Below are 10000 nucleotides of genomic sequence, written 5' to 3' on the forward strand. Positions count from 1 at the left end.
GCCCTGCACCGGCCCCGCATCGGGCGCGGCTTCGGGGGCGGCCTGGGGCGCGGTGGAGGTCAGTCCCACCTCCTCGCTCAGCGTCACGGTCATCCGTTCGGGCGGGGGCAAGGGCGCGGCGGGAGGCTTGAGCAGCAGGAACAAGACCAGCCCGGCATGCGCCGCAATCGCGACGAACAGGCCGAGGGCTTCTTCCTTGCGGAGGGACTGCTGCGCCATGGTTAACGCGCTAGGGGGCTGAAACTGAACTGTTGGTGACCAGTGAGATCGAGTTGAACCCGGCGTGGTTCAGTTCCCCCATCACGGCCATCACCCGCCCGTAATCGAGCGACTTGTCCGCCCGCAGCGTGACCAGCGGCGGCTTGCCCGATGTGTCACGTGGCAAGGCCGCCAGCCGGGCAGCGAGTTCACCCGGGGCCAGTTCAGACTGGTCGATGTAGAGCTTGCCATCGGGGGTCAGGGTGATGTTCACCGGCTGCTGTTCCTGGGCGAGCGGTTTGGCATTGCTGTCCGGCAGGTCAATCGGCACCCCGGCATTCATCAGCGGCGCGGTGACCATGAAGATGATCAGCAGCACCAGCATCACGTCCACCAGCGGGGTAACGTTGATATCCGCCATTGGCGCACGCCCGCGCCCTTTGCGGCGTCCGCTGGCGCTGGGGCCGATCGCCATTACTGCGCCTCCAGTTCGCGGCTCAGGCTGGCGTGAAACCGGTCAGCAAAGCGTTGCAGCCGCGCTTCATAGGCATTCACCCGGTGCGAAAAGCGGTTGTAGGCGATGACTGCCGGGATCGCCGCGAACAGCCCGATGGCCGTGGCGAACAAGGCTTCGGAAATCCCCGGCGCGACCACGGCGAGCGACGAATTCTGCTGCTGGCCGATCTGGAAGAAGCTGTTCATGATCCCCCAGACAGTCCCGAACAGCCCGACGAACGGTGCCACCGAACCAACCGTGGCAAGGAAGTTCAGCCGGTCTGCCAGCCGGTCCGCCTCCAGCGCGACGGCGCTGTCCATCACCGCGCCGAGCCGTTGGCGGGTGCCTTCGCGGTCAATCGGCTTGGAGCCGACCGAGCGGCGCCATTCGGCAAGACCGGCGGCGACCACCCGGGCAATCGGCACTTCGCCCCCCTTGCCACCAATATTGCCCATCTCCGCCTGGTACTCGTCGATGTTGGCCGCCTTCCAGAAGTCCTTCTCATAGGCGTCGGTGCGCTTGCGGATCCCGGCCATGCGCAGGCTGAACGAGACCACGATGGCCCAGACCCAGATCGAAGCGAGCACCAGCCCGGCCATGACGATCTGCACGACCACATCGGCATCGAGGAACAGCTTGACCGGATTGAGGTGACGCGGCGCGGCAGAGGCGGCGGCGGCGGCGAGCAGTTCGAGCTGGGTCATTCGGATCCTTCAGTGACAATTCCGGCAAAAGCTTCACGCCATGGCAGCGGCATCCGGCGCGGACGGCCATCGGGAGCGACAAAGCCGATCCGGAAGTGGGCTTCGGCCAGCAATTTTCCATCCTCGCGAATGGCTTTCTGATGCATCCGGCAGCTGGCCGCGCCCAGATCATCGCAAGTGGTTTCGATCCGCACCCCGTCATCCAGCCGCGCCGGGGCCAAATAGCGGATCGACAGATCGGCCACGGCAAAGGCCCCCTCCCCGCGTTCATTCACGGCGCGCTGGTCAATCCCCAGCAGGCGGACGAAATCCGACCGGGCACGTTCGAACCAGCGCAGGTAGTTGGCGTGATAGACCACGCCCGACAGGTCCGTATCCTCGAAATAGGCGCGCACCGCAAAGTGATGCAGCTTTCCTTCGATCAGGCCAGAGGGCGGGGCGGGGTATGACGTCATTGCGCCACCAGCCTTAGCCGGTGGGCGAGTCGCAGGGCAAGCTCGGTGTGGCGAGCGGGCTGATTAATCGCGCGGATGGGCCGGAATTACCGCGGCAACATCATGCCCATCTGCCGCCCGCCGAACAGATGCACGTGCAGGTGCGGCACTTCCTGATGCCCGTGCTGGCCGATGTTGGCGAGCAGCCGGTAGCCCGGCTCAACCAGCCCGGCCTCGCGCGCAACATGCCCCACGGCGCGCACGAACCCGGCGATTTCATCTGCACTGGCCCGGGCGGAAAAATCGTCCCAGCTGACGTAAGGCCCCTTGGGGATCACCAGCACGTGCAGCGGCGCCTGCGGATTGATGTCATGAAAGGCGAGCGCCCACTCGTCCTCGTAAACGGTCTTGTTCGGGATCTCTCCGCGCAGGATTTTCGCAAAGATGTTCTGATCGTCATAGGGCAGGGTCGGGTCGATCGGCATCACTCACTCCGGCTGGCTTTTTCGGCAATCCCGCTGGTGCCTTCGCGGCGGTCAAGCTCGGCCAGCACTTCGTCCAGCGTTACGCCTTTGGCATCAAGCAGGACCAGCAGGTGGAATATCGTATCAGCGGCTTCCCCCACCAGTTCCTCGCGGGTGCCAGACAGGGCGGCGATCACGGTTTCGACCGCTTCCTCACCCAGCTTCTTCGCGATCACCGGCAGCCCGCGCGCGTGCAGTTTGGCGACCCAGCTGGTGGCGGGATCGGCAGTGCGGCGCGAAGCGATTGTGGCGGCAAGGCGGGTCAGCGTATCCATGGCCCAAGCCATGCGGCGCGCCCGCGTTCAGGTCAAGCCGGGGCGATCACTCGCCCGGTTTGCGGCGGGCGAAGTGCCGCCCGATCACCAGCCCGGCCAGACCCAATCCGAACAGCAAAGCATCGCTGGGTTCGGGGATCGTGGTCCCGGCCTGCGCCAGGGCAGGGCTTGCTGACAGGGAGACAAGGGTAATCAGGAATGTGGTGCGACCAATCATAGCGTGGCGCCTGCGCCGATCAGGCCGCATACGCAACCGCTTTGCCGGGACCGTCCCACGCCGGGACTGCCGCCAGGGCATTCATACTGCTGTCATTTTACCCGCGTGCGGGCAAACCGGCAGCGCGCAACGCAGCGTGGGCCTGCGCGATCGTGTAGGTCCCGAAATGGAAGATCGAGGCGGCCAGGACCGCGCTGGCATGGCCCTTGGTGACGCCTTCGACCAGATGATCGAGCGTGCCGACCCCGCCGCTCGCCACCACCGGCACAGATACGGCATCGGCGATGGTCCGGGTCAGCGCGAGGTCATAGCCGGCCTGGGTGCCGTCCCCGTCCATCGAAGTGACCAGCAGTTCGCCCGCGCCCAGCTGCGCGAGCCGGACGGCATGTTCCACTGCGTCGATCCCGGTCGCCTTGCGCCCGCCGTGGGTGAAAATCTCCCACCGACCTTCACCGGTCCGCCGCGCATCGACCGAGGCGACAATGCACTGGCTGCCCATCTTTTCGGCAATGTCTGACACCACCTCGGGGCGGCTGACGGCGGCGCTGTTGACCGCAACCTTGTCTGCACCTGCCAGCAACAGTGCCCGCGCATCCTCGACCGTGCGCACCCCGCCGCCGACAGTGAGCGGCATGAAGCAGACCTCTGCAGTCCGCCGCACCACATCGAGCAAGGTCCCGCGCCCTTCGTGGCTGGCGCTGATGTCCAGAAAGCACAATTCGTCCGCCCCCGCCGCGTCATAGGCGCGGGCTTGCTCGACCGGATCCCCGGCATCGCGCAGATCGACGAAGTTGACCCCCTTGACCACGCGCCCATCGCGCACGTCGAGACAGGGAATGACACGGATGCGGACGGTCATGGTTCAGCCCCGGTTCGCCATCGCAATCGCTGCGGCCAGATCAAGCCGCCCGTCATAGAGCGCACGGCCCGTAATCACGCCTTCGATCCCGTCCTGCGCATAGAGCGACAACACGTGAATATCGTCCAGCCCTTTGACCCCGCCGCTGGCGATCACCGGCAGATCGACCTGCCGGGCGAGTTCAACCGTGGCATCGATGTTCACGCCCTTGAGCAGCCCATCACGGCCGATGTCGGTGAACAACAGGCTGGCGACCCCGGCATCCTCGAACCGGCGGGCGAGATCGACCACCGGCACGTCGGACAGCTCGGCCCAGCCCTCGGTTGCGACCATGCCGTCGCGGGCATCGACTGCCACGACGATCCCGCCGGGGAACTCCTTCGCCATGTCCTTGACGAAATCCGGGTCCTTCAACGCGGCGGTGCCCATCACGACCCGCGAAACGCCCAGATCGAACCAGCCCTCCACCGCCTCACACGTGCGGATGCCGCCGCCCAACTGCACGTGGCCGGGAAATTCCGCCAGAATCGCTTCCACCGCCGCGCGGTTTTCGGCCCGGCCGGCGAAGCTGCCGTCCAGATCGACCACGTGCAGGAACTGCGATCCGGCCTCGGCAAACAGCATCGCCTGCGCGGCGGGATTATCGCCATAGACAGTGGCGCGGTCCATATCGCCTTCGGCGAGGCGCACGACCTGCCCGGCCTTGAGATCGATGGCGGGGAAAACAATCACGGCTTCCACTCCAGGAAGTTGCGGAGCAGCGCCAGGCCATAGCCCTGGCTCTTTTCCGGATGGAACTGCACCCCCACCAGATTGTCGCGCGCCACCGCAGCGACCAGTCCGCCGCCATGATCGGTCATGGCAATGGCATGGTGGCCGTCCTCTGGCGCGAAGTGATAGGAATGCAGGAAATAGGCCTCGCCCGCCTCGACCAGCGGGGCATGGCTGTGGACGATCACATCGTTCCAGCCCATGTGCGGGATCTTGATAGCCGGATCGGTCCGCTCGATCAGCCGCACTTCGCCGCCGATCCAGCCCAGCCCCGGCGTGACGCCGTGTTCCACGCCGCGATCCGCCAGCAACTGCATGCCCACGCAGATCCCCAGAAACGGCGCACCCCCCACCAGCACGCGCTCGGCCATGGCTTCGACCAGATGCGGGATCGCCTGCAGCCCTTCGGCGCAGGCCTTGAAGCTGCCCACGCCGGGCAGGACGATCCGGTCTGCCGCGCGCACCACATCGGGATCGGCGGTTACCTTGATATGCTCGGCCCCGGCAGCCTTCAGCGCGTTTTCAACCGAATGGAGATTGCCCGCGCCGTAATCGACAAGCGCGAGAACCTCAGCCACCGAGCTGTCCTTTGGTGCTGGGCACGGCCCCACCCTTGCGCGGGTCCAGCTCCACCGCTTGCCGCATTGCTCGGGCAAAGCCCTTGAACACGCCTTCGCAGATATGGTGGTTGTTGCTGCCGTACAGCTGTTCGATATGCAGCGTAATCCCGCAGGCCTGCGCGATCGACTGGAACCAGTGTTCGAACAGTTCGGTATCCATTTCGCCCAGCCGTTCCTGGGTGAAGCGTACGTTCCAGACCAGCCAGGGGCGGCCCGAAATATCGAGCACCACACGGCTCAAAGCCTCGTCCATGGCCGAATGCGCCTCGCCATAGCGGCCGATCCCGCCTTTGTCGCCCAGCGCCTGGCCAATCGCCTGTCCGATCGCAATCGCGCTGTCTTCGGTGGTGTGATGCTGGTCGACGTGCAGATCGCCCTTGATATGGCAGGTCACGTCGATCAGCGAATGGCGGCTGAACTGTTCGATCATGTGATCGAGAAATCCGATCCCGGTCGACACGTCATATTTGCCGGTGCCATCGAGATTAACCTCGACCGCAATGTCGGTTTCGTGCGTTTTCCGCGCAATTCTGGCCGTCCGCATGGCGCTGCCTATAGGCCGGAATTGTGACTCTGCAATCCCTTTCCCCTTGACCCTTGCGGCACCTATGGCCACTTGAAGCGCATGAGCGATGATATGCCCGATAGCCTGATCCCCTATGACGAAATCGTGCAGGAGGCGCTGCGCGCCGTGGTGGGCCGTGTGCTGGGCCAGATCATCGCCGCTGGCGGCACGCTGCCGGGCGATCATCATTTCTACATCACCTTCAAGACCGGGGCTCCCGGCGTCTCGATCCCCGCCCATTTGCGGGAACGGTTCCCGGATGAGATGACGATCGTGCTGCAGAACAAGTTCTGGGATCTGGGCGTCGATGATCAGGGCTTTACGGTTGGACTGTCGTTCAACCAGCTTCCGGCCAAGCTTGATATTCCCTTTTCCGCGATCACCGCGTTTGTCGATCCGGCGGTCGATTTCGGGTTGCAGTTCCAGGCGATGATGCCCGATGCCGAACCCGAACCGCATGAACCGGCGGAAAACGACAGCCCCGGCAACGAAACCAGTTCTGCGGCAGATGATGGCTCGAATGTCGTGACCGTGGATTTCGGACGTAAGAAGTGACTCAGGCCGACCGCATCCTTGCCCTATTGGCGCGCAAGGGCGGAAGCCGGCTCCTCGACACGGCGGTCAAACGCCTGCTGCCGGACAATCCGGCTCCGAAGGCCAAAGACAACAACCTGCTGCGCGGGATCGCGGGAACCGTGGCGCTCCGCGTCGCAACCCGCTCCGTACCGGGCGCGATCGTGGTCGCTTCCGGCGCGCTCGCCAAGAAGCTCTATGACCGGCGGCGCGAGCGCAAAGGCGGCGTTGCGAAAAAGGCCGAGCCGGGCACTTGATCCACCCCGCGCCTTGGGCGATTGTGGCACATGGCTGAAACTGGCAAGCAAACGGGCGACACGCTACATCGCCGCGGACTGATGTTCATCCTGTCCTCGCCTTCGGGTGCGGGCAAGACCACGATCGCGCGGATGCTGTTGCAGCATGACGCCGCGATCCGCATGTCAGTTTCGGTCACCACCCGGCCGATGCGCCCGGGCGAGGTTGACGGGCAGGACTATATCTTCGTTGACCAGGCCCGGTTTGACGAGATGGTCGAACAGGAACTGTTCCTGGAATGGGCGACCGTGTTCGGCCATTCCTATGGCACTCCCAAAGCCCAGGTGAAGGCCGGGCTGCGCGAAGGGCAGGATTTCCTGTTCGATATTGACTGGCAGGGGACCCAGCAGCTCTACCAAAAGCTGGAAACCGATGTGGTTCGGGTGTTCCTGCTGCCTCCCAGCATCGACGAATTGCGCCGTCGTCTGACAGGCCGGGGCACCGATGCGGCAGATGTGATTGCCAGCCGGATGGACCGGGCGCGCGGCGAGATCAGTCATTGGGACGGGTATGACTATGTCGTGGTCAATGATGATGTTGCGCTGTGCTTTGCCAAAGTGCAGCAGATCCTGGCTGCCGAACGAATGAAGCGCGCACGCCAGACCGGGTTGATCGGCTTTGTCCGTGGATTGATGGCGGACTGATGGCGGCAAGGCCCGCGATGCGCCTGGCACGGTGGGCCGCTGGATTGTCAACGCTGACACTGGGGGCAATGACGGCAGCCGGATTGGCTGAAGCCGTTGCCGATCCGATCCAACGCACCGCAAACCTAGCCTTGCCAGGCTTGGCCCGCGACGCGCGTCCTTACAGAATCGCTCTGCTCTCTGACATTCACATCGGCAATCGAGCGATGCAGCCGGCCCGGCTCCAGAAGATTGTCGCGGCGGTAAATGCGGCGCGGCCTGATTTGATTGTAATTACGGGTGATTTTGTCAACGGCGACAGCGGAAAGCTTGCGTCTGATCCGCGAGAACTGATCACACCGCTGCGCCAGCTGGTGGCTCCCGACGGGGTGATCGCGACAATGGGAAATCATGATCACTGGACCGACCTGGCCAGCGTTGAAGCGGCACTGCGGCAAGCGGGGGTGACCCTATTGAGCAACCAGGCCATCCGGGCCGGGCCACTCGTGGTTCTGGGCCTCGATGATCGGTATACGGATCACGCCGACGTGCCAACAACCGCCGCACGGGCTCGCGCCATGGGTGGTATCCCGATCGCGATCAATCATTCGCCAGATTTGGCGGAGGAGTTGCCTGACAATGTGGCCTTGCTGCTCGCCGGTCATACGCATTGCGGGCAGGTTGTGCTGCCAATCATTGGCTCACTCGCGCCAATTTTCGGCAAGCTTGTCGGCGATCGGCACTATTATCTGCCGCAGTACCAATGCGGAATCGTGCGCGATGGCAAACGCAGCACTGTGGTGACCGCTGGCCTGGGTTCCGGCAGCATCCCCCTGCGGATTGGCGCTCCGCCTGACTGGTGGCTGGTTACGCTGTCTGCACCGCAGCCCTGAATGCCAAAAGCCCCGCCGAAGCGGGGCTTTTGATTGGTTGCGGGGGTAGGATTTGAACCTACGACCTTCAGGTTATGAGCCTGACGAGCTACCGGGCTGCTCCACCCCGCGTCACCATTTTGCCCAGATAGGGCGAAATTCAGGAACCACAAGGGTTCCAAAACACGAAAAGGGCCGCAAGGGCCCTTCGCATGCGGGCAAAAGCCCTGACTTGTGAATGGGTTTTCCGTAAACCGCCTGCTTTAATGCCTGGCGACGTCCTACTCTTCCAACGCTTGAGCGTTAGTACCATCGGCGCTGTCAGGTTTCACGGCCGAGTTCGAGATGGGATCGGGTGGGGCACTGACGCTATGGCCACCAAGCAATAAAGCAGGCGGAATACGGTTTTTAATCGATGCACTTTGGTGCGTTTGAAGGCGTCTCTGGCTGAAAAGACCGTCCATCAGACAGCAAAACTGTCATTGATGGTGGAATTCCCAAGCATGATCAGAGTTATTAGGACTGGTTAGCTCCATGCGTTACCGCACTTCCACATCCAGCCTATCAACGTGATGGTCTATCACGACTCGAAGATACCTTATCTTGAGGGAGGCTTCCCGCTTAGATGCTTTCAGCGGTTATCCCGTCCATGCATAGCTACCCTGCTGCGCTCCTGGCGGAACGACAGGTACACCAGAGGCATGTTCACCCCGGTCCTCTCGTACTAGGGGCAACTCCTCTCAAGTATCGACGCCCACGGCAGATAGGGACCAAACTGTCTCGCGACGTTCTGAACCCAGCTCACGTACCACTTTAATTGGCGAACAGCCAAACCCTTGGGACCTGCTCCAGCCCCAGGATGTGATGAGCCGACATCGAGGTGCCAAACGATTCCGTCGATATGAGCTCTTGGGAATCATCAGCCTGTTATCCCCGGCGTACCTTTTATCCGTTGAGCGATGGCCCTTCCACGAGGGACCACCGGATCACTATGACCGACTTTCGTCTCTGCTCGACTCGTCAGTCTCGCAGTCAGGCAGGCTTATGCCATTGCACTCTAACAGCCGGTTTCCAACCGGCCTGAGCCTACCATCGCGCGCCTCCGTTACTCTTTAGGAGGCGACCGCCCCAGTCAAACTACCCGCCATAGAGGGTCCCTGCGCCGGATAACGGCGCGAGGTTAGACATCAGAAAACAACAGGGTGGTATTTCACCTATGGCTCCACATCAGCTGGCGCCGATGCTTCAAAGCCTCCCACCTATGCTACACAATTCTTTCCTAATGCCACTCTAAAGCTGCAGTAAAGGTGCACGGGGTCTTTCCGTCTAACCGCGGGTACTCCGCATCTTCACGGAGAATTCAATTTCGCTGAGCATATCCTGGAGACAGTGGGGAAGTCGTTACGCCATTCGTGCAGGTCGGAACTTACCCGACAAGGAATTTCGCTACCTTAGGACCGTTATAGTTACGGCCGCCGTTTACTCGGGCTTCAATTCGGAGCTTGCACTCCTCCTCTTAACCTTCGAGCACCGGGCAGGCGTCAGACCCTATACGTCGTCTTGAAGCCGACTTAGCAGAGTCCTGTGTTTTTGCTAAACAGTCGCTACCCCCTGGCCTGTGCCCCCTCATACTGCTTGCGCAATGTGAGGGCCTCCTTCTTCCGAAGGTACGGAGGCAATTTGCCGAGTTCCTTCAGGATACTTCTCTCAAGCGCCTTGGTATACTCTACCTGACCACCTGTGTCGGTTTCGGGTACGGTCTATACGGTGGGGCTATTTCCTGGAACCACTTCGAAGCCCCTCCAATCCAATAAGGAGAGACAACACACGTGATCCGTCACACACCACCAGGCCCACGAATATTAACGTGGTTCCCATCGACTACCCCCTTCGGGCTCGTCTTAGGGGCCGGCTTACCCTGCTCAGATTAGCTTTAAGCAGGAACCCTTGGTCTTTCGGCGAGAGGGCATCT

Annotated in this window: 14 protein-coding genes, 1 tRNA gene, 2 rRNA genes and 1 pseudogene (1 of these 18 cut by a window edge); 4 read left to right on the forward strand and 14 right to left on the reverse strand. The window is 62.4% G+C overall.

Annotated features, from left to right (window positions below; translation table 11 throughout):
- From MNBBLIKP_RS02165 to hisB, 11 genes and pseudogenes are all read right to left on the reverse strand, one after another.
- Positions 1 to 219: pseudogene (locus MNBBLIKP_RS02165) on the reverse strand (hypothetical protein); the annotation flags it as partial.
- Positions 220 to 229: 10 nt separating this feature from the next.
- Positions 230 to 673 (reverse strand): ExbD/TolR family protein, encoded by a 444-nt coding sequence (locus tag MNBBLIKP_RS02170; RefSeq protein ID WP_088307022.1) that lies wholly within the window; start codon positions 671 to 673, stop codon positions 230 to 232.
- Entirely contained in the window at positions 673 to 1398 is a 726-nt protein-coding gene (gene tolQ, locus MNBBLIKP_RS02175; protein WP_088307024.1) for a protein TolQ, read from the reverse strand. The genes MNBBLIKP_RS02170 and tolQ overlap by 1 nt, the downstream gene beginning before the upstream one ends.
- A complete protein-coding gene (locus tag MNBBLIKP_RS02180; protein ID WP_088307026.1) occupies positions 1395 to 1853 on the reverse strand; it encodes a YbgC/FadM family acyl-CoA thioesterase in 459 nt (152 codons plus the stop codon). Before MNBBLIKP_RS02180 ends, tolQ begins: the two co-directional genes overlap by 4 nt.
- An 86-nt stretch (positions 1854 to 1939) precedes the next feature.
- Positions 1940 to 2317: a histidine triad nucleotide-binding protein gene (locus MNBBLIKP_RS02185; protein ID WP_088307028.1), complete on the reverse strand. Its 378-nt coding sequence runs from the start codon at positions 2315 to 2317 to the stop codon at positions 1940 to 1942.
- Positions 2317 to 2631: a phosphoribosyl-ATP diphosphatase gene (locus MNBBLIKP_RS02190; protein WP_088307030.1), complete on the reverse strand. Its 315-nt coding sequence runs from the start codon at positions 2629 to 2631 to the stop codon at positions 2317 to 2319. Before MNBBLIKP_RS02190 ends, MNBBLIKP_RS02185 begins: the two co-directional genes overlap by 1 nt.
- A 46-nt stretch (positions 2632 to 2677) precedes the next feature.
- Positions 2678 to 2848 (reverse strand): PEP-CTERM sorting domain-containing protein, encoded by a 171-nt coding sequence (locus tag MNBBLIKP_RS02195; RefSeq protein ID WP_088307032.1) that lies wholly within the window; start codon positions 2846 to 2848, stop codon positions 2678 to 2680.
- Between the two features lie 97 nt (positions 2849 to 2945).
- Positions 2946 to 3707 carry an imidazole glycerol phosphate synthase subunit HisF gene (gene hisF, locus MNBBLIKP_RS02200; RefSeq protein ID WP_088307034.1) on the reverse strand — a complete coding sequence of 254 codons (762 nt, stop codon included), beginning with the start codon at positions 3705 to 3707 and terminating at the stop codon, positions 2946 to 2948.
- Between the two features lie 3 nt (positions 3708 to 3710).
- Positions 3711 to 4439, reverse strand: a complete 729-nt coding sequence (hisA, locus tag MNBBLIKP_RS02205) for a 1-(5-phosphoribosyl)-5-[(5-phosphoribosylamino)methylideneamino]imidazole-4-carboxamide isomerase (protein WP_088307074.1) — start codon at positions 4437 to 4439, stop codon at positions 3711 to 3713.
- Complete coding sequence (gene hisH, locus MNBBLIKP_RS02210; protein ID WP_088307036.1) at positions 4436 to 5056, reverse strand: imidazole glycerol phosphate synthase subunit HisH; 621 nt, start codon at positions 5054 to 5056, stop codon at positions 4436 to 4438. The genes hisA and hisH overlap by 4 nt, the downstream gene beginning before the upstream one ends.
- The gene (gene hisB / locus MNBBLIKP_RS02215) at positions 5049 to 5642 is read right to left on the reverse strand and encodes an imidazoleglycerol-phosphate dehydratase HisB (RefSeq protein ID WP_088307038.1); all 594 of its coding nucleotides are present in this window, start codon (positions 5640 to 5642) and stop codon (positions 5049 to 5051) included. Before hisB ends, hisH begins: the two co-directional genes overlap by 8 nt.
- Positions 5643 to 5723: 81 nt before the next feature.
- Between hisB and MNBBLIKP_RS02220 the strand changes: the two genes are divergently transcribed.
- The 4 genes from MNBBLIKP_RS02220 (at position 5724) to MNBBLIKP_RS02235 (ending at position 8049) form a co-directional block, all read left to right on the forward strand.
- Positions 5724 to 6218 carry an SspB family protein gene (locus MNBBLIKP_RS02220; protein ID WP_088307040.1) on the forward strand — a complete coding sequence of 165 codons (495 nt, stop codon included), beginning with the start codon at positions 5724 to 5726 and terminating at the stop codon, positions 6216 to 6218.
- The gene (locus MNBBLIKP_RS02225) at positions 6215 to 6493 is read left to right on the forward strand and encodes a hypothetical protein (RefSeq protein ID WP_088307042.1); all 279 of its coding nucleotides are present in this window, start codon (positions 6215 to 6217) and stop codon (positions 6491 to 6493) included. Before MNBBLIKP_RS02220 ends, MNBBLIKP_RS02225 begins: the two co-directional genes overlap by 4 nt.
- A gap of 30 nt (positions 6494 to 6523) precedes the next feature.
- Complete coding sequence (gene gmk / locus MNBBLIKP_RS02230; RefSeq protein ID WP_088307044.1) at positions 6524 to 7177, forward strand: guanylate kinase; 654 nt, start codon at positions 6524 to 6526, stop codon at positions 7175 to 7177.
- Between the two features lie 83 nt (positions 7178 to 7260).
- The gene (locus tag MNBBLIKP_RS02235) at positions 7261 to 8049 is read left to right on the forward strand and encodes a metallophosphoesterase (protein ID WP_176399619.1); all 789 of its coding nucleotides are present in this window, start codon (positions 7261 to 7263) and stop codon (positions 8047 to 8049) included.
- A gap of 34 nt (positions 8050 to 8083) precedes the next feature.
- Here MNBBLIKP_RS02235 and MNBBLIKP_RS02240 read toward each other — a convergent pair.
- The 3 genes from MNBBLIKP_RS02240 to MNBBLIKP_RS02250 all read right to left on the reverse strand — a co-directional run.
- A tRNA-Met gene (locus tag MNBBLIKP_RS02240) sits at positions 8084 to 8160 on the reverse strand.
- A gap of 136 nt (positions 8161 to 8296) precedes the next feature.
- A 5S ribosomal RNA gene (gene rrf, locus MNBBLIKP_RS02245) occupies positions 8297 to 8411 on the reverse strand.
- 113 nt (positions 8412 to 8524) lie between these two features.
- Positions 8525 to 10000, reverse strand: a 23S ribosomal RNA gene (locus MNBBLIKP_RS02250); it runs 1315 nt beyond the window's last position.

This window comes from Novosphingobium sp. B 225, assembly GCF_002198665.1.
Taxonomy (GTDB): Bacteria; Pseudomonadota; Alphaproteobacteria; order Sphingomonadales; family Sphingomonadaceae; genus Novosphingobium.

Bases quoted from the DNA above. Each gene is read 5' to 3' on its own strand.
- hisF (WP_088307034.1), bottom strand. From the start codon at position 3,707: ATGACCGTCCGCATCCGTGTCATTCCCTGTCTCGACGTGCGCGATGGG.
- MNBBLIKP_RS02220 (WP_088307040.1), top strand. From the start codon at position 5,724: ATGAGCGATGATATGCCCGATAGCCTGATCCCCTATGACGAAATCGTG.
- MNBBLIKP_RS02170 (WP_088307022.1), bottom strand. From the start codon at position 673: ATGGCGATCGGCCCCAGCGCCAGCGGACGCCGCAAAGGGCGCGGGCGT.
- MNBBLIKP_RS02180 (WP_088307026.1), bottom strand. From the start codon at position 1,853: ATGACGTCATACCCCGCCCCGCCCTCTGGCCTGATCGAAGGAAAGCTG.
- MNBBLIKP_RS02195 (WP_088307032.1), bottom strand. From the start codon at position 2,848: ATGATTGGTCGCACCACATTCCTGATTACCCTTGTCTCCCTGTCAGCA.
- MNBBLIKP_RS02185 (WP_088307028.1), bottom strand. From the start codon at position 2,317: ATGCCGATCGACCCGACCCTGCCCTATGACGATCAGAACATCTTTGCG.
- MNBBLIKP_RS02190 (WP_088307030.1), bottom strand. From the start codon at position 2,631: ATGGATACGCTGACCCGCCTTGCCGCCACAATCGCTTCGCGCCGCACT.
- hisB (WP_088307038.1), bottom strand. From the start codon at position 5,642: ATGCGGACGGCCAGAATTGCGCGGAAAACGCACGAAACCGACATTGCG.
- gmk (WP_088307044.1), top strand. From the start codon at position 6,524: ATGGCTGAAACTGGCAAGCAAACGGGCGACACGCTACATCGCCGCGGA.
- tolQ (WP_088307024.1), bottom strand. From the start codon at position 1,398: ATGACCCAGCTCGAACTGCTCGCCGCCGCCGCCGCCTCTGCCGCGCCG.